Below are 18,057 nucleotides of genomic sequence, written 5' to 3' on the forward strand. Positions count from 1 at the left end.
ACTCCTAGATTAGTGACACCAAAAACGGACGCACGTTACGTGCCAGCCCGCTCCAACATCGCATGCAACAGCACATTGCACCCAGCCGTGATGTGCTCTGGTTTCGCGTCTTCAATTTCGTTGTGGCTGATGCCGTCTTTGCAGGGGATGAAGATCATGCCGCTGGGGGCCAGCTTGGCCATGTAGACCGCGTCGTGCCCGGCACCTGAGACGGCGGGCATGTTGGAGTAGCCCAGCTTCTTGGCGGCGCGGCCCACGGCTTCTACGCAGTCGTCGTGGAAGGCAATCGCGTTGTAGCTGGACACCATTTCGATCTTCACATCCACGCCGTGTTCCTGCGCCACCTTGGCGGCAAAGGCTTTTACCTCGTCGGCCATTTGGTCTACCAGTGCGTCAGTGCTGTTGCGCAGGTCAATGCTGAACTTCACGCGGCCCGGAATCACGTTGCGGCTGTTGGGGAACACCTGCACCATGCCCACGGTGCCACGGCCATGCGGCGGGTGACGGTGGGCAGCGGCCACCACGTCTTGCATGATGCGCGTGGCGGCCAAGAGCGAGTCCTTGCGCAGCGCCATGGGTGTGGGGCCGGCGTGGGCCTCCATGCCGGTCACGGTGCAGTCAAACCAGCGGATGCCCAGTACGCCACTGACTACGCCAATGGTCACGTCGTTGTCTTCGAGCACCGGGCCTTGTTCGATGTGCGTCTCGAAGTACGCACCAATCGGGTGGTCGCCCGGTTCTTGGTCTCCGATATAGCCAATGCGTTCCAACTCGCCCTTGACGCTTTTGCCCTCGGTGTCGGTCGCGGCATAGGCATGCTCCAGCGTGAAGGCTTTGGCAAACACGCCCGAGCCCATCATCACCGGCACAAAGCGCGAGCCTTCTTCGTTGGTCCAGAAGGCCACTTCAATCGGCGCTTCGGTCTCAATGCCCAGGTCGTTCAGGGTGCGTACCACCTCGATGCCCGCCAGCACACCGTAGTTGCCATCGAACTTGCCACCGGTGGGCTGGGTGTCGATATGGCTGCCGGTCATGATGGGTGGCAGGCTGTTGTTGCGGCCCGCGCGGCGCATGAAGCCGTTGCCGATTTTGTCGATGGTGACGGTCATGCCGGCTTCACGCGCCCAACGGGTCACAAGGTCGCGGCCTTGCTTGTCCAGGTCGGTCAGCGTTAAGCGGCACACACCGCCTTTTTGTGTGGCACCAATTTGCGCCAGCTCCATCAACGAGGCCCAGAGGCGCTCGCCGTTGATGCGGATATTGTTGAGATCGATGGCGGTTGCTGTGGTCATGGTGCTGTCCTTGTGGGCTTAACGCTTCACCGCTGTTGGGGCCAGTGCATCGGCCCGCAGCTTGTTGGCGGCAAAGTTGTCGTTGAAGGCGGGGCGCTTGATGTAGCGGCCTTTGCCGTTGACTGCGCGCAGGTCGCCTTGCACAAACACCAGTTCGCCTTGGCTGACGGTGTGGCTTGGGATGCCTTTGACGGTGCGGCCTTCGAAGATGTTGAAGTCTCCTTTGCTGAACTGTGTTTTGGCAGACAGTGTTTTGGTACCCGCGGGGTCCCACACCACCAAGTCTGCATCGGCACCCACGCTCACGCTGCCTTTTTGGGGGTAGATGTTGAACAGCTTGGCCGTGTTGGCGGAGGTAATGGCCACAAACTCAGAGGGCGTGATGCGCCCTGTGTTCACGCCGTCGTCCCACACCACGGCCAAGCGCTCTTCCACGCCGCCAGTGCCATTGGGGATTTTGGAGAAGTCGTCTTTGCCGGCGGCCTTTTGCGCTGCGCAGAAGGTGCAGTGGTCGGTGGCGGTGGTGTGCAAGCTGCCGCTTTGCAGGCCGCGCCACAAGAACTCTTGGTTGCCTTTGGGTCGGAAGGGCGGGCTCATGACGTGGGCCGCAGCGGTGGCAAAGTCGGGGTGGCGGTACACGCTGTCGTCTACCACCAAGTGGCCGGCCAATACCTCGCCGTACACACGCTGGCCGCGCGCACGGGCGCGGGCAATGGCTTCTGCGGCTTCAATGCAGCTGACATGCACCACGTAGATGGGCACGTTGAGCACATCGGCAATGGCAATGGCGCGGTTGGCGGCTTCGCCTTCCACCATAGGGGGGCGTGAGAGCGGGTGGCCTTCTGGGCCTTTGATGCCCATTTCAGCCACGGTCTTTTGCAGCAGGTAGACCAGCTCGCCATTCTCGGCGTGCACGGTGGGCATGGCACCCAATTCCAAGCAGCGCTTGAAGCTGTTCACCAGCGTTTCGTCGTCACACATGATGGCGTTTTTGTAGGCCATGAAGTGCTTGAAGCTGTTCACACCCTCGGTCTGCACCAGTGTGCCCATGTCGCGCTTCACCGTTTCGTCCCACCAGGTAATGGCCACGTGGAACGAGTAGTCGGACGCCGCCTTCTCCGCCCAGCCACGCCACGTTTGGTAGGCCTCCATGATGGGTTGTTGTGGGTTGGGGATGACGAAGTCGATGATGGTGGTGTTACCACCGGCCAAGCCCGCTGCGGTGCCGGTGAAAAAGTCGTCCATGGTGGTGGTGCCCATGAACGGCAGTTGCATGTGGGTGTGGGGGTCAATGCCGCCGGGCATGACGTACTGCCCGCCCGCATCCACGATGGTGGCACCGACTGGTGCGCTTAGGTTCTCGCCCACGGCGGTGATCTTGCCGTCTTGGGTAATGACATCGGCTTTGAAGGCGCGGTCTGCGTTGACCACGGTGCCGCCACGGATAAACAGAGTCGTCATGAAAGTCTCCTCACAAATACAGGTCTGGAAAACAACAAGGCACTTCAAGCAATTGGAATGCCATTGTGAACCTTTGTTGGCGAGCCGTTTAGGCCGCCTTGGCGCTCATAGGGTTGTTGGGGTGGGTGGTCCAGTCGGCATGCACAGCGCTCACGGTTTTGCCCGTGCGCTGGTCGGTTTCACCCGGTACTAGGTCGCGCAGTGAGATGCACTCTGGCACAGGGCACACGGTCACGCACAGGTTGCAGCCCACGCATTCGTCTTCTTTGACTTCGAAGAAGCGCTTGCCATCTTTCATATTGGTGATGGCTTGGTGGCTGGTGTCTTCGCACGCGATGTGGCAGCGTCCGCACTGGATGCAGCTGTCTTGGTTGATGACCGCTTTGCTGATGTGGTTGAGATTGAGGTAGCGCCAGTCGGACACGGTTGGCACCGCTTTGCCCACGATTTCAGACACGCTCTTGAAGCCCATTTCGTCCATGTAGTTGGACAGGCCATCGCTCATCTCTTGCACGATCTTGAAGCCATACACCATGGCGGCGGTGCACACCTGCACCGTGCCAGAGCCCAGTGCAATAAAGTCCAAAGCATCGCGCCAGTTGCCAATGCCGCCAATACCGCTGATGGGCAGGCCTGCGGTAGCGGGGTCGCGGGCGATCTCGGCCACCATGTTCAGTGCAATGGGCTTGACGGCCGGGCCGCAATAACCGCCATGGCTGCCCTTGCCACCAGTGCTTGGCGACATGGTCAGGGTGTAGGGGTCCACGCCCATGATGGAATTGATGGTGTTGATGAGCGACACGGCGTCGGCCCCACCGCGCTTGGCGGCTTGCGCGGGCTTGCGGATGTCGGTGATGTTGGGCGTGAGCTTCACAATCACGGGCAGCTTGCTGTACTGCTTGCACCATGCAGTGACCATCTCGATGTACTCAGGCACTTGGCCCACTGCAGCACCCATGCCGCGCTCGCTCATGCCGTGGGGGCAGCCAAAGTTGAGTTCAATGCCGTCGGCACCGGTGTCCACCAAGCGGGCCAAGATGTTCTTCCACGACTGCTCTTCGCACGGCACCATGAGCGACACGATCATGGCGCGGTCTTGCCAGTTGCGCTTGACCTCGCGGATCTCTTTGAGGTTGAGCTCCAAGTCGCGGTCGGTGATGAGCTCAATGTTGTTGAAGCCCATCATGCGGCGGTCGTTGGTCATCAGCGCGCCGTAGCGGGGGCCGTTGACGTTGACAACCGGTGGGCCGGCTTCGCCCAAAGTCTTCCAGACCACGCCGCCCCAGCCCGCTTCAAATGCGCGGTTGACGTTGTACGCCTTGTCGGTAGGGGGCGCAGACGCCAGCCAGAAGGGGTTGGGGCTTTGGATGCCGATGAAATTGGTGTGTAGATTGGCCATGGTGATCTCCGAATCTGTGAATGGGGTGGGGGTGTGCCTTAGGCGCGCAGCAATTGGGCGTGGATGGCTTTGGCAGACTGCTTGCCGTGCTCTACGGCCTCGACCGTGAGGTCTAGGCCGCCTGCGCGGCAGTCGCCACCGGCCCACACGCCTGGCAGGTTGGTGGTGCCCTGTGCGTCGGTGGCAATGCGCCCACCGCTCAAGGTCAGGCCGGCTTGCTCCAGCACGGGGTTGCCCAGTTGTTGGCCAATGGCTTTGAGCACGGTGTCGGCTTCAAAGGTTTCGGTTTCGCCTGTGGGCGTTGGTTTGCCGTTGACCAAGGTTTGGCGTGCAAATTTAACCGCGTTGACGTGGCCGTTTGCGCCCAGCACTTCGACGGGGGCCAGCCAGTGGTGAATGGTGACGCCATGGGTTTGCGCCCATTCTTGCTCGGCGGTAGAGGCGGACATATTGTCTTTGCCACGGCGGTAGACCATGTGCACTTCCTGCGCGCCCAAGAGTTTGCTTTGTACTGCGGCGTCTACTGCGGTCATGCCACCGCCGATGACCACCACGCGGCGGCCCACCGGCAAGGTGGAGAGGTCTTGGGTTTGGCGTAGGGTGGCAATGAAGTCCACCGCGTCTTGCACGCCTTGCAGGCTTTCACCGGCCACGCCAAGCTGGTGCGTGGTAGACAGGCCCATTCCCAGGAACAGTGCGTCATAGTTCTGGCGCAGTGCATCGATTTGCGAAGTAGTCTCTAGCTTCCAGTTGTGGCGAATCTCAATGCCGCCAATGTCCAAGAGCCATTGCACTTCTTTTTGCGCGAAGTCGTTAGGGGTTTTGTAGCTGGCCAAGCCGTATTCATTCAAACCACCGGCTTTGGGGCGGGCATCAAACACCACCACGTTGTGACCCAGGCGCGCCAGGGTGTAGGCGCAGGCCAAGCCTGCAGGGCCGGCGCCGACCACGGCGATCTTTTTGCCAGTGGCGGGTGCCCGCGTAAATACTTGGGGGCGGTCACTTTCCATGAGCGCGTCTACGGCGTGGCGTTGCAGGCGGCCAATGAGTACGGGCGCACCTTCTTGGGTGTTGCGCACGCAAACGGCTTCGCACAGGTTCTCCGTGGGGCACACCCGGGCGCACATGCCGCCCAAGGGGTTGGAGTCCAAGATGGTGGTGGCAGCGCCGCGCAGATTGCCCTCGCCAATACGGCGAATGAAGGAGGGCACGTCAATGCTGGTCGGGCAGGCCGTGGCGCAAGGGGCGTCGTAGCAGTAGAGGCAGCGCTCCGCTTCCAGCACCGCCTGGGCTTGGGTCATGCGGGGGCTTGCGTCGGCAAAGGCGTGGGCATATTCCGCAGCGCTTAGGCGGCCGGGGCGGACATCAGGTTGGGTGGTGGTGGACACGCTGGCAACTCCTGTGAAGGTGGGTGGATTCGGCACATTTCCAAAAAACTGACCGTTTAGTCAAGTTATGAATTGCATACTAGCAATCCGTGTGCCATGCCGTAACTAGGGTTTGTCCGCTCAGGGTTTTCCTTGTCATAGCGTTGTCACGGTACCGTCATACCAGCGGAATAGAGTGCCAAGGCTTCGCCCCACAACTTCTAAGGTCTTCCCATGTTTCTCAAAAGCGCAGCGGTCGTGATTGCCGCACTCAGCCTGATCTCTTGTGCCACGACTGGCACACAATCAGCCCAGTCGTACTCTTTCGGTCTGTGGGGTGACATGCCTTACAAAAAGGCGGGTGACGATGCCAAGCTGCCCGCAGTTTTGCAAAGCATCAACAAGTCAGACATCGCGTTCTCGCTGTACGACGGTGACATCAAAGACGGCAGCTCTAAATGCACCGACGACATTTACACCGACGCGTTGAAGATGTTTGGCAGCATGAGCAAGCCTGTGGTTTACATCCCGGGTGACAACGAGTGGACCGACTGCCACCGCACCAACAACGGTGGCTACAACGCCCTAGAGCGTTTGACACACCTGCGCAAAGTGATGTTCCCCACCCTCAACAGCTTGGGCCAGACGCAAATGCCCATGGAGCACCAGGGCAAGTTGGGTGAAAAGTATGTAGAGAACGTGCGCTTTGCGCGTGGTGGCGTAGTGTTTGTGGGCCTCAATGTCCCAGGCAGCAACAACAATGTGATCATGAGCGAGAAAGAGTGCAAAGACAAAAGCGCGCGTGATTCCGCCCAGTGCGATGCCTCTAACGCAGAGTACCTAGAGCGCGACGCAGCCAATATCGAATGGTTGGCACAGTCCTTCAAAGCGGCCAAGGAGCAAGGTGCCAAAGGGCTTGTGTTGGTGATTCAAGCGGACCCAGGATTTGACTTGCCTGAGACAGAGAGCATTGACGAAAGCGAAGCGCCAGGCCAAAGCGGCTACCGCAACTTCATTGCCGCCGTGACCAAAGAAACCGAAAAGTTCAACGGCCAAGTGCTTTTGGTGCATGGTGACACGCACTTCTTCAAGATGGACAAGCCCTTGTACAGCCCCACCAAGCTCTTGCCTAACCTGACCCGCTTGCAAACCTTTGGCAGCCCTTCGCTGCACTGGGTCAAGGTGACCGTAGATACCACTACGGAGCAAGTGTTTACCGTAACACCGGTGATCGTTCGCCAGTAAGGTGCTCCACTAGGGCGGCTTCACATCAGCGCGTAAGCGCGGTGAAGTCGTCCCAGTGTAAAACCTCGTTGCCATAGCGCTCTTGCAGCAGATTGCGCGCAAAGGCGGCGCCCAAGGTCTCTACGGGGATGCCTCGGTACTTGCGCAAAGGCCCTGCCAGCACCGGCTGCAGGTGGGGCCACACCGCGAGCGTGATGGCCTGTTGCACACCATAGCGGTTGGTGGGCGTCAAAATCATCGAAGGCTGGAACAGACTTAAGCGGTGAAAGCCCAAGGCCAGCAAACCTTGCTCTAGCTCGCCCTTGGTGCGCAAGTACAGCGACGCTGACTTGGCGTTAGCACCTACTGATCCCAACAGTTCAAAATGCCGCACACCGGCTTGCTTGCAAGCGGTGGCAAACGCCAACACGGCGTCTTTGTCAATGCGCACGAATTCTGCCTTGCTGATCACGCTAGGCTGGCCCACCCCCAAGGTGCAAATAGCCGTGGTATGGCCCTTGAGCAAATGGGCGTAACTCGTGGGCTCCAGCACATCCACGGTGTGTTGATGCACGCGCGCATCGCTGACACCGGCAACGTTCTTGCGATTGAGCAGCGTCACTTGATCAACCTCAGACAGGGCGATCAGGGCCTTGAGGGCTTGCCCCCCCACAGCGCCGCTGGCACCCAGCATGACAACGGACAGCTTGGTATTCATCGCAGAGGGTTTAGGCATGGTTGAGGTCTCCAGTCAGGGTGCGCCATTGTGCACAAGGCTGTACGGGCAAAAACGAAGGTGGGCACGCTAGTTGGCGCGCAGCTTGGTAGGTTTGCGCTTTTTCTTACCTGCCAGTGCCATATGGAATGCTTGTTTGGCAAACACCCAGAGACCTGATTCTTTGGGTTTGGTGCGCTCACCGCGCCCAATGCGTTTGAGCTGCCCGGTGTACCAACTGATTTCCAAGAGCCCCAAGCGGTCAATCGCCTTGATGCCCGTCGTGATGGGTTTGACCGTCTGCAGCGCGGGTTTACCTGCCAACAAACGCAGCGGCACATCAGGCTCAATGGCCATGATGCGGGCAATGCCCACCATGTCTACCGCACCGGATTCGATGGCTTGCGCCATGCCCTGGGCCGTGCGAAAACCACCGGTCACCACCAAGGGCGTGGTGACTGCCTTGCGTGCCTTCTCGGCAAACTCCAAAAAGTAGGCCTCGCGCTGGCGCGTGCTTTCTTTGGTGGGCGCGGCTTTGCTGCCCACGCCTGTCATCACGGGGGCTTCGTAGGTGCCGCCAGAAATCTCGATGAGGTCAATGCCCGCATTGGCCAAGGCGCGCACCGTGTCCAGCGACTCTTCTTCCGTAAACCCACCGCGCTGGAAGTCGGCCGAATTGAGCTTGATACCAATGGGGAACTTGGGCCCAACGACCGCCCGCATGGCTTGGTAGACCTGCAGCACAAAGTGCCTGCGCTTTTCTGGGGTGCCTCCCCAGTCGTCGTCACGGGTGTTGTGAAGCGGCGATAAAAACTGGCTGACCAAGTAGCCATGCGCGCCGTGGATTTGAACGCCGGAAAAACCTGCCTTTTTAACGATGCCTGCTGCGGTGGCGAAGCGCTGCACCAAGGCGTGCACTTCGGCGTCTTCCAGCGTACGGGGCGTCGAAAAAAAGGCTTGCATATCGGGCCTAAACGGCACAGCCGATGGCGCCACGGTTTCACGGTTTAGGCCGCGCGGGGCTTGCTTGCCAGGGTGGTTGAGTTGCACCCAGCACTGTGTGCCTTGCTCTGTAGCCGCTTGGGCCCATGCTTGCAGCGCGCCTAGGTGGCGCTCGTCTTCAATCACCACATTGCCGGGCTCGCCGCGGGCGCGCAGGTCCACCATCACATTGCCCGTGATGCACAGGCCAATGCCACCTTGCGCCCAGGCCTGATACAGGCGGGTGAGTTCGGGCGTGGCGGCTCCATCGCGTGTGCCTAATGCCTCGGACATGGCCGACTTGAGCAAGCGGTTCTTGAGGGTGATGCCGTTGCGCAGCTTCAAGGGCTGTGCGAGTACCGAGTGGGGTGTCATGAGCGGGTGTCCAAGGTGGCCAGGAGAAGGGGCATGGTAGTCACAAAGCCAGCGCTTGACTGCGCCCCAGGTGACAAAACTGCCCACTTTAAGCGGGCCTCTCTAGTGACAAGGTGTCCGCTTTTTGACCGATATTGTCCGCGGTACAGCATGCAGCCCACGGGCTAGTTTGATTCAATGACAATGAGGCCCGTGCCAGTTGGTCGCGGAGCCAGTTGATCCCTTATTGACTCAGGAGAACTCATGCGCTGGATCCCTCGTTCACGTATTGCCCAAAGCCTGTTGGCTGTGGTTTTGCTTTTTGCTGCTTGGCAGGCCGGTCACCTGGGCTGGCGTTATTGGCAGTTTGAGACGCTGTTCCGGGGTGACCGCATCGTGGAAAACTTCCGCTCCATGCCAAGCTTCTTCAATTCCGTTGCCATGCACAACTCTGGCGAGGTGATGCCCTGGCCTGTCGCGCCCCAGGTTTTGCCAACTAGCTTCAAGTTTGTGGGGAAGGAATATGCGTTGCAGGACTGGATTACCAGCACCGGCACCACAGGCCTGATGGTGGTGGCCGATGGCAAAGTGGCGTTTGAGCAGTACTACCAAGACAATACAGCGCAGACCGAAGCTATCTCGTGGTCATTGGGCAAGTCCTTTGTATCCTCGCTCGTCGGTTTCGCCCTTGCTGACGGCTCCATCAAGAGCCTGCGCGACCCGGTCAGTCAGTATGTGCCTGCGCTCAAAGGCGGGGGCTACGAGGGTGTGTCGATTCAGGATGTGCTCGAAATGTCGTCAGGCATCGACTTTGATGAAGACTACGCCAATCCGGACGCGGGTATCAACCAATTGGGTCAGCGTATCTTCCTAGGGCAGACGACCAACGACTGGGTTGCGCAGCGCAAGCGTGCCAAGGCACCCGGCACCGAACACCACTACATCAGCATTGACACCCAGGTGCTGGGCATGGTGTTGGAAGCGGCCACCGGTAAAGGCCTGGCGCACTACATGCAAGACAAGCTCTGGAGCCAAATAGGTGCTGAGGGCGATGCGCGCTGGCTCACGGATGCGCATGGAGCTGTCTTGGCCTTTGCAGGACTCAATGCCCGCCTGCGCGACTACGCCCGCTTCGGGCAGTTGTACCTGGACGGTGGCCGCAATCTGCGGGGCGTGCAAGTGCTTCCAGAAGCTTGGGTGCGCGAGTCAGTGAAGCCCCGCACGCCCTACCTTCAGCCGGGACGCTTGGTAGAAGAGGGCAGCCCGAAGTTGGGCTACGCCTACCAGTGGTGGATTCCGAAAAGCGAAGAAGGTGAATTCATGGCGATTGGCGTGTACGGTCAGTTTATTTATGTGAACCCTAAGCGCCGTGTCGTGATCGCCAAAAACACGGCCTACGTGGACTACAACACGGATGGCAGCCGCATGGAGTACCAAAGCATCGAAGCATTCCGTGCGATTGCCAAAGCACTCAAGCCCTGAACTGGCATGACGAGACGAATGGCTGGGGTGATCCCCTCACATCGACCTGAGGGCATTGCATGGGACTTTGGCTTGCGTCCGCTCCAGCAATACCTCGCAGCCCATGCACCCATGTTGCGCCCACCCGCCGGGCTGAACAGCGAACAGCTGTTTGCATGGTTGGCGCGCAACGTCACTGATCCTGCGCATGGGCTGCTTTTGGGGCAGTGCTATCGGATTACGGACTATGGCCCAGTGAGCTTGGCCATGCTCTGTGCCCAGGACATTGGCCAGGCGACGCAGGTGATTTCTGCCCATTTACTGGAGTTCAACAGCCACATCGCCAGCTTTGACTTGTCCGCTTGTGCGGGGGAAGTCGTGGTGGAGGTGCGATTCAGGGCTGACGTGCTCCAGCAGGAGGCGGTGCACCGTTTCCATGCCAACGTCATGGCCGCGGCCACCTTGCGTTTGGTGGCCGATCTGGTGGGCCCACGGCGCTGCCTGCGCCGTATGGTCTTGCCGCTGCAAGCCCCCCAAGCAGCGATGAAGGCCTACTTTCAGGTGCCTGTCGAGTTTCAGGGGGCCAGCGTGCGGTTTCATTGGGATGGCGATTTTCTCCATTGGCCCCTGCCCACTGCCAACGCCGCCACCTTTGAAGCAGCGCTGCGCGCTTGCGGCAGCCAACTCAATGCACGGCTTGAGCATGCCTTGGGTGGCACGGCACAGCGCGTAGCCCAACTGCTGGCCTCGTGTGCCGATGCCTTGCCCTCTATGCGCGCGGTGGCCCAGCACATGCATATGTGCGAGCGCACCCTGCGACGCCGCTTGGAACGCGAAGGCCGCAGTTTTGGTGTGCTGCTTGAGGAGGTTCAATGGGCACGTGCGCAAGCCCTATTGGCTGTTCCTACGCATAGCACCGCCTCTATCGCTGCCCAGCTTGGCATGGCGAACCCCTCGACCTTGCGCACCTTGGTAAAGCGCCGCGCGGGCATGGACCTGGTGCGCTACCGAGCCTTACGTACCCAACCTGGCATGTCAAATTGAATTCGGGTGTAGCAAGGTGCTGTGCCAGCTACGGGCCACTGGCCCCGCGCTGAAGCTCCGCCAGCACATGGCTCGCCAGCGCTTGGCCCCACGCTGCATAGCCTGCGGGCCCGGGGTGAAAGCCGTCGCTGGCCAAACCTTGCTGTGCGTTTTGGCTGGGCAACGCATGCAGGCGGCGCCACGGTGACGCAGCCACTGCGCGGTGCAAGCCTGCGTTCATGGCGTGCGCCCACTGCCCCATGAACCAGCGCAGCGGCTGGGGCAGGGCGCTGAAGGCGTGCATAGGCGGCACGGCGCAGTGCACCAAGAGGCGCGGGCCGAACTTGGTTTGGATGGTGCTGGCAATGCGCTCTTGGTGCTGCACCCACGCGGTGGGCGCGCGCAAGGCGGTGACATCGTTCACGCCCATGGACAGCACCACCACATCAAACGCTTGGGGGCTGGCCTGGTCTAGGCGGGCTTGCAAGGCGGGGGAGTCGTGGCCCGTGGTGGCCCACAAGTCCCAGTGCACGGTGTAGTGCGCGGCCAAGTGGTGCAGCAGCTGACCGCTTAAGGCTTGGGCCTGGTCGGCAGCGCCTACGCCAGCGGCTGCGGAGTCTCCAGCAATGAGCACGCGTAGCGCAGGTCCTGCGCCCACCGTACCCGTGCGTGGGCCGGGCGGTTCTGGAAGCCGAGGCGTAACCCGGCGCACATAGCGGCCTTGCAGCCACAGCACCGGCGCCAAGCTGCCCAAGAGTGCGAGCCGCAGCCACGAAGGCAAGGCTTGTGGCCGCGTAGACGCGGTGGCATGGCCTGAGGACTCAGGCATGGTTTGTGAGATGTGCTATGCAAATAATAGCTGGATGCGCAGTATCCATGGGCGCTACAGCCATCATTTGCCTTTGGTACATGCCGGGGCGCACTTAGGCAGGCTTGCCCAGCTCTTCCCAGCGCTCCAAGGCTGCCATCAGTTCATCGTCAATTTGCGTGCTGCGCACGGCCAATTGCAAGGCGCGGGCGTTGTCGCTGCTGTACAGCGTGCCGTCGGCCAGCGCGTCGTTGATGTCCTTTTGCTCGGCTTCCAGGGCGGCTACGCGTTCGGGCAGGCCGTCCAACTCGCGCTGCTCTTTGAAACTGAGCTTTTTGGTCTTGGTGGGCGCTGGTGCGGCAGGGCTGGTGGCGCTTACTGCGGCCACAGCTTGCTCTTGCTTTTGTAGCTGCTCGCGCTCGTAGTTAAAGGGCTTGGCCGTGGTTTTGCCTTGCGCGGCGTTGATCTCGTTGGCGCGCCTGGTCTGGATCAGCCAGTCGCTCACGCCGCCTTCGTACTCGCGCCACTTGGCGTCGCCTTCAAACGCAATGGTGCTGGTGACCACGTTGTCCAAGAAGGTACGGTCATGGCTTACCAAGAACACGGTGCCATCGTAGTTTTGCAGCAGGTCTTCTAGCAGTTCTAGGGTGTCGATGTCCAAGTCGTTGGTGGGCTCATCGAGCACCAGCACGTTGGCCGGGCGGGCAAACAAACGGGCCAGTAGCAAGCGGTTGCGCTCACCGCCGGAGAGCGAACGCACGGGTGAGTTGGCGCGCGCAGGTGAGAACAAAAAGTCGGCCAAGTAGCTCTTGACGTGCTTGCGCTGGTTGCCGATCTCAATCCACTCAGAGCCGGGGCTGATGAAGTCTTCCAGCGTGGCGTCCAAGTCCAGCGCATTGCGCATCTGGTCAAAGTAGGCCACTGTGACGTTGGCACCCAAACGCACGGTGCCCCAAGGGCTGTGACCGGGCTCGGGGGCGGGTGCGTTGGCCGGCGCTGGGTCTGGCTTGTGCTCACCCAAGATGAGCTTGAGCAGCGTGGTTTTGCCAGCGCCATTGGGCCCGAGCAAGCCAATTTTGTCGCCGCGCAAAATGGTGGCCGAGAAGTCGCGCACGATCATACGGTCGCCAAACGTCTTGGTCACATGGGTCATTTCCGACACGAGCTTGCCGCTCTTGTCGCCGCTGCTCACGTCCATGTTGACGCTGCCCACCACTTCACGGCGGGACTCGCGCTTGGCGCGCAGCTCATCCAGGCGCACGATGCGGGCGGTGGCACGCGTGCGGCGGGCTTCCACGCCCTTGCGAATCCACACCTCTTCTTGCGCCAAAAGCTTGTCGGCCTTGGCATTGATGATGGCTTCTTGCGCCAGCTGCTCTTCTTTTTGTAAGAGGTAAGCGGCAAAGTTGCCGGGGTAGCTCAGCAGCTTGCCCCGGTCCAACTCCACGATGCGGGTGGCCACGTTGTCCAAGAACGAGCGGTCATGGGTGATGGTGATGATGGAGCCTTTGAAGTCCACCAGCAGGCCTTCTAGCCACTCAATCGAGTCCAAGTCCAAATGGTTGGTGGGCTCGTCCAGCAGCAGCACATCAGGCTGCGCGACCAGTGCTTGCGCCAAGGCCACGCGCTTTTTGGTACCGCCAGACAGGGTGCTGACAATCGCCTCAGGGTTCAGGTGCAGGCGTTGCAAGGTTTCGTTGACGCGCTGCTCCCAGTTCCAGCCGTCCAGTGCTTCAATCTCGCTTTGCATGGCGTCCAGGTCGCCATGTCCCAAGCAATACTCTTCAATTAGGCCAATCACGCGCGCCAGACCTGCGCGGGTTGCTTCAAAAATAGTAGCGTCTGCGTCCAGCACGGGCTCTTGGGCCACGTAGGCAATGCGGGTGCCGCTTTGCACTTGCAGGGTGCCGTCATCCGGTTTCTCCATGCCGCCCAAGATTTTGAGCATGGAGGATTTGCCGGCGCCATTGCGGCCGATCAGGCCCACGCGCTCCGTGGTTTCTAAAGAAAAATCAGCGTGGTCGAGCAGGGGGACGTGCCCAAACGCCAGCTGGGCGTCAAGTAAGGTGATTAGTGCCATGTGGCCGCGATTATCCCAGAGCGCCTGTGTCAGGGATGTGGCGCCTGCAAATGGGCCCGTGCGGCAGCAAGCCTTGGGCGCTTGGGCCCAAGCTTGGGGTTCCGTGTTTAGAGGCTGGCGGGGCGGGTGTCGCTGCCAGAGCTGCCGTCTAGCTGCTTGTTGTCACGCACGTTCTTTTGCACGGTCACTGCGCTGTACAAGGCCAGCACGAAGGACATGGCGTAGTAACCTTTTTCAGACAAAAGCAAAGTCGCATTCCACAAACCAGTGGCCAATAAGAGCAACGCCAAGCCAACGGCCAAGTAGCACAGGCCGTAGTAAGCGCCTGAGACCGGGATGCCCTCTAACTTGTCCCGCACACACTTTTGCAAAGACACGGCGGCAAACAAACCAAAGGCCAGCAGGGTGAAGTAGTAGCCCTTTTCGTTGAGCTGCATCTCTGCATTCCACAAGCCCATCAGAAAACCCAAGGTGCCCAGACCGAGGCAGGCGTAGGTGGCGCCGATGTAAGCACCTGAAGCTTTGGGCAGTGACAAAGAAGATTTCATAGAGGCCGATGGACAAAGGTAGAGCACCCGCTTTTCACCAAGGTATCCTATGCCTTGAACGAACTCCCATGCGGGCACTGACGTTTCATTATTGCCGAGTTTGATGACTGCAAATTCACGTACTTACCCCAGCGCACTTTGAGATGAAGCACTCGCCACGTTCCTTTGGCCGATCACTTATGGCCACTTGTCTTGCCTTGTGGGTCAGCACTGCGTTGCATGCCCAAGCACCAGTGCAGTTCAACAACAGCCCGCAGGCGCTCAAGCAGTACGAAGCCAGCACCATGGACGGTCTGCGGGAGCGCTGCCCGAGCAAGAAGGCGGGCGCGGACCTGTGGACCCGCGACGAATTGCAAGGCATGCGCAATGGCTATGTGCTGGTGAATGAGCGCTTGCCCGAAGCCGGCCGTTACACCGTGTTTGTGTTTGACCAAGACAAGCGCAGCTTCACGCTGATGGACGGCCAGGGCTTAGAGCGCAACGCGCGGCTGCACCTCAAGTTGGCGCTGCCGCGCGACTACGGGCGTTGCCGCATCATGCGCAGCCCCACGGGCGCGGAGCGTTTGGAGGTGGTGCACATTGAGCGTAATTCCATTGCCGACACCCAGGCCATGGGCCGTCTGCTGGCCGAAGCCACGGAGATGGCGCAACAGCTGGCATTGCCTAGCACCCCGCCCGTGTTGTGTGCAGAGGGCACGGCGCCTAAGCCCTTGGCACTGAATGACCGCATCATGGTGCAAGGCAAAGTGCTGGTGCTGCCCGCCTGCCACGAGCCTGCACTGGCGCTGCGTGAGCGCTTGGACAAACTGGTGCGCAAGGTGTTTGAACGCTAGTGCGCGCGGCATGTTGTGCGACGTGTAACGCCTTGTAAAGGGAAAACACGCGCCTAGGCCAAAGACTTAGCATCCAGCTAGCTTGAGCCGATATCAAGGGCGTGGCGATGAAAGGAGCGTGAGATGGACCAAGACGACGAGCCCAATGTGTGGCTTACCGTACTCAAGTTGGTAGTGGGTGCCGTGGTCATCATTGGCGGCTTGGGGCTGGTCTTGTGGTGGGCCGGTGAGCACCAAATGAAGAACGCGCCGGACCCCAACACCAATAGCTCCAAAGACGCTTGGGGCATCGTGCACGACTCCCCTGTCAACCGCAAGCGCTAGATCGTTTTTAGACGCATCGCGCTCGCCTTGAGTTTCGCGCTTTCTATTTAGAAGAGATCCAAAATGCGCCAGCCTCGCGCTTGGGCCAAAGGTCGCAGGCGTGCATCAGGATTGGTGGCGACTGGGTGGTTCACTTTTTCCAAGAGCGGCAAGTCGTTGATCGAGTCTGAGTAAAAGGTCGTCTCCACCTGGCTCCAGTCCAGCCCACGTGCTGTGAGCCATTCTTCCACCCGAGTCACTTTGCCTTCTCTAAACGAAGGGGTGCCGCGAATGGTCCCGGTGAACCAGCCGGTGCTATCGCGTTCCAGGTCCACCGCCATCAGCTCGTCCACGCCAAAGGCTTTGGCAATCGGGCGGGTGACAAACTCGTTGGTCGCAGTGACGATGATTACATCGTCGCCTGCGTCTTGGTGTTGGCGCACCAGGGCTTGGGCCTGGGGGTGGATGAAGGTGTGCACGACTTGCTCCATGTACTTAGCATGGGCCGCCAAGGCTTTTTCGGCGCCTTGCGCGCAAAACGCAGCGGTCGAGAAACGCACGTATGCATCAATATCGAGCGTCTCGTTTTGGTAGTGCGCGTAAAACGCATCATTTTGGCGCTTGAATTCAGCGGGGTCGACCCAGCCCAAACCCATGGTGAACTCGCCCCATGAGTAGTCAGAATCCATGGGGATCAAGGTGTGGTCCAGGTCAAACAAAGCCAACTTGCGCGCGTTCATGCAGTCTCCGAAAAAATAAATAGAGGATGTGGACTAGGGGAAAACGAGGGGGGATTGTCCGCGCCAAAACCCTAGGAAGTGCATTGGCGCATGCGAAAGTTGGGTTGAATGTAAAAAACTCGCCACATTGTGATTCCAATGCGACGAGCATCGGTGCGCGATGGTTAACCCTAGGACAAACAAGGGGTGCATTCCGTAAACTGAATGTCACGCAACTGTCATTTGGCAAAACCATACTGCCGCGTCTTTTCAAAGGAACCGTAATGTCAACTCGTTCATTCTCAATTTCCTCGTTAAGCGCGCTGGCGCTAGCAACTTTGGCTGTGTGTGGCGCCCCCAGCGCACAGGCCCAATCCGCCCAGTTGATTGCCGCTGCCAAAGCAGAAGGCAACCTCAGCGTCATCGCTTTGGCACGCAGTTGGTGCGGCTACGGTGCGATCATTGACGGCTTCAAAGCCAAGTACGGCATCAACGTCACCGAACTCAACCCAGACGCCGGTTCTGCGGATGAAATTGAAGCCATCAAGGCCAACAAAGACAACAAAGGCCCACAAGCCCCAGACACCATTGACGTGGGCTTGTCCTTCGGTCCTTCCAGCAAAGCTGCTGGCTTGCTGCAACCGTACAAGGTTGCTACTTGGGCATCTATCCCCGCCAACGAAAAAGACCCAGAAGGTTTTTGGTACGGTGACTACTACGGTGTCTTGAGCTTCCAAATCAATGCGGACCTCATCAGCAAAGCGCCTACCGACTGGGCTGACTTGCTCAAGCCTGAGTACAAAGGTGCTGTGGCCTTGGCGGGTGACCCACGTGCGTCCAACCAAGCCATCCAAGCGGTCTACGCTGCGGGCTTGAGCATGACCGGTGGTGACCACTCCAAGGCTGCTGCTGCTGGTTTGAAATTCTTTGCTGACCTGAACAAGGCTGGCAACTTTGTCCCTGTGATCGGTAAAACCGCATCCTTGGCCCAAGGTACAACCCCCATCGTCATTGCGTGGGACTACAACGCTTTGTCTGGCCGTGACCAGCTCAAAGGCAATCCCAAGGTGAACGTGGTGGTGCCTAAAACTGGCGTCGTCGCTGGCGTGTATGTGCAAGCGATCAGTGCTTACGCTCCACGCCCCAATGCCGCCAAGCTGTGGATGGAGTACCTGTACTCTGACGAAGGCCAACAAGGCTTGCTCAATGGCTACTGCCACCCTATCCGCTTCAACGAAATGGCACCTAAGGGTAAGTTCACCAAGGCTTCTTTGGACAAGTTGCCACCAGCTGATGCCTACGCAAAGGCTATCTTCCCATCTTTGGAACAGCAAAACGCTGCCAAAGAAATCATCACTAAACAGTGGGACCAAGTGGTGGGTGCTACGGTTAAGTAATCCACGCCTTTGAGCGCTATGAGTCGGGCACGGCTGCAACCAGTGGCCGTGCCCGATTTGCATTTTTGACTGGTGTTAACTCCCGACTTGCG

16 protein-coding genes are annotated in these 18,057 nt (G+C 59.6%); 6 read left to right on the plus strand and 10 right to left on the minus strand.

All coding sequences use genetic code 11. The features are described 5' to 3' along the window. Nucleotides 1–35: 35 nt before the first annotated feature. The 4 genes from EXZ61_RS00715 to EXZ61_RS00730 form a co-directional block, all read right to left on the minus strand. Nucleotides 36–1,292: a Zn-dependent hydrolase gene (locus tag EXZ61_RS00715; protein WP_142808267.1), complete on the minus strand. Its 1,257-nt coding sequence runs from the start codon at nt 1,290–1,292 to the stop codon at nt 36–38. An 18-nt stretch (nt 1,293–1,310) separates the two neighbouring features. After that, a complete protein-coding gene (hydA, locus tag EXZ61_RS00720) occupies nt 1,311–2,753 on the minus strand; it encodes a dihydropyrimidinase (RefSeq protein ID WP_142808268.1) in 1,443 nt (480 codons plus the stop codon). A gap of 88 nt (nt 2,754–2,841) precedes the next feature. Continuing rightward, nucleotides 2,842–4,152 carry an NAD-dependent dihydropyrimidine dehydrogenase subunit PreA gene (preA, locus tag EXZ61_RS00725; protein ID WP_142808269.1) on the minus strand — a complete coding sequence of 437 codons (1,311 nt, stop codon included), beginning with the start codon at nt 4,150–4,152 and terminating at the stop codon, nt 2,842–2,844. 38 nt (nt 4,153–4,190) lie between these two features. Next, nucleotides 4,191–5,540 (minus strand): NAD(P)-dependent oxidoreductase, encoded by a 1,350-nt coding sequence (locus EXZ61_RS00730; RefSeq protein WP_237219042.1) that lies wholly within the window; start codon nt 5,538–5,540, stop codon nt 4,191–4,193. A gap of 213 nt (nt 5,541–5,753) precedes the next feature. Between EXZ61_RS00730 and EXZ61_RS00735 the strand changes: the two genes are divergently transcribed. Beyond that, the gene (locus tag EXZ61_RS00735; protein ID WP_142808270.1) at nt 5,754–6,764 is read left to right on the plus strand and encodes a hypothetical protein; all 1,011 of its coding nucleotides are present in this window, start codon (nt 5,754–5,756) and stop codon (nt 6,762–6,764) included. A gap of 25 nt (nt 6,765–6,789) precedes the next feature. Here EXZ61_RS00735 and EXZ61_RS00740 read toward each other — a convergent pair whose 3' ends face one another. Next, nucleotides 6,790–7,479 (minus strand): NAD(P)H-binding protein, encoded by a 690-nt coding sequence (locus EXZ61_RS00740; protein ID WP_201799102.1) that lies wholly within the window; start codon nt 7,477–7,479, stop codon nt 6,790–6,792. Nucleotides 7,480–7,548: 69 nt separating this feature from the next. Next, nucleotides 7,549–8,814 carry an NADH:flavin oxidoreductase/NADH oxidase family protein gene (locus tag EXZ61_RS00745; protein ID WP_142808271.1) on the minus strand — a complete coding sequence of 422 codons (1,266 nt, stop codon included), beginning with the start codon at nt 8,812–8,814 and terminating at the stop codon, nt 7,549–7,551. A gap of 243 nt (nt 8,815–9,057) precedes the next feature. On the opposite strand from EXZ61_RS00745, the gene EXZ61_RS00750 reads away from it, so the two are divergent. Together EXZ61_RS00750 and EXZ61_RS00755 are read left to right on the plus strand one after the other, a co-directional pair. After that, nucleotides 9,058–10,275, plus strand: coding sequence for a serine hydrolase domain-containing protein (locus EXZ61_RS00750; RefSeq protein ID WP_142808272.1), 1,218 nt, complete (start codon nt 9,058–9,060; stop codon nt 10,273–10,275). Between the two features lie 6 nt (nt 10,276–10,281). Continuing rightward, entirely contained in the window at nt 10,282–11,298 is a 1,017-nt protein-coding gene (locus EXZ61_RS00755; RefSeq protein WP_142808273.1) for an AraC family transcriptional regulator ligand-binding domain-containing protein, read from the plus strand. A gap of 28 nt (nt 11,299–11,326) precedes the next feature. On the opposite strand, the gene EXZ61_RS00760 is transcribed toward EXZ61_RS00755, so the two are convergent. From EXZ61_RS00760 to yiaA, 3 genes are all read right to left on the minus strand, one after another. Next, the gene (locus EXZ61_RS00760) at nt 11,327–12,106 is read right to left on the minus strand and encodes an SGNH/GDSL hydrolase family protein (RefSeq protein WP_142808274.1); all 780 of its coding nucleotides are present in this window, start codon (nt 12,104–12,106) and stop codon (nt 11,327–11,329) included. 94 nt (nt 12,107–12,200) lie between these two features. Further along, on the minus strand, nt 12,201–14,165 hold the full coding sequence (locus tag EXZ61_RS00765; protein WP_142808275.1) for an ATP-binding cassette domain-containing protein: 1,965 nt from the start codon (nt 14,163–14,165) through the stop codon (nt 12,201–12,203). A 107-nt stretch (nt 14,166–14,272) separates the two neighbouring features. Continuing rightward, nucleotides 14,273–14,713: an inner membrane protein YiaA gene (yiaA, locus tag EXZ61_RS00770; protein WP_142808276.1), complete on the minus strand. Its 441-nt coding sequence runs from the start codon at nt 14,711–14,713 to the stop codon at nt 14,273–14,275. A gap of 179 nt (nt 14,714–14,892) precedes the next feature. Here yiaA and EXZ61_RS00775 point away from each other — a divergent pair, with 179 nt between their 5' ends. After that, the gene (locus EXZ61_RS00775; protein ID WP_142808277.1) at nt 14,893–15,546 is read left to right on the plus strand and encodes a hypothetical protein; all 654 of its coding nucleotides are present in this window, start codon (nt 14,893–14,895) and stop codon (nt 15,544–15,546) included. 123 nt (nt 15,547–15,669) lie between these two features. Then, on the plus strand, nt 15,670–15,870 hold the full coding sequence (locus EXZ61_RS00780; RefSeq protein WP_142808278.1) for a hypothetical protein: 201 nt from the start codon (nt 15,670–15,672) through the stop codon (nt 15,868–15,870). Nucleotides 15,871–15,917: 47 nt separating this feature from the next. On the opposite strand, the gene EXZ61_RS00785 is transcribed toward EXZ61_RS00780, so the two are convergent. After that, complete coding sequence (locus EXZ61_RS00785) at nt 15,918–16,589, minus strand: histidinol-phosphatase (protein ID WP_142808279.1); 672 nt, start codon at nt 16,587–16,589, stop codon at nt 15,918–15,920. Between the two features lie 263 nt (nt 16,590–16,852). Here EXZ61_RS00785 and EXZ61_RS00790 point away from each other — a divergent pair, with 263 nt between their 5' ends. After that, on the plus strand, nt 16,853–17,965 hold the full coding sequence (locus tag EXZ61_RS00790) for an ABC transporter substrate-binding protein (RefSeq protein WP_142808280.1): 1,113 nt from the start codon (nt 16,853–16,855) through the stop codon (nt 17,963–17,965). The last annotated feature ends 92 nt before the right edge of the window (nt 17,966–18,057 follow it).

It is taken from the genome of Rhodoferax aquaticus (assembly GCF_006974105.1).
In the GTDB taxonomy this organism is placed as follows: Bacteria; Pseudomonadota; Gammaproteobacteria; order Burkholderiales; family Burkholderiaceae_C; genus Allorhodoferax; species Allorhodoferax aquaticus_A.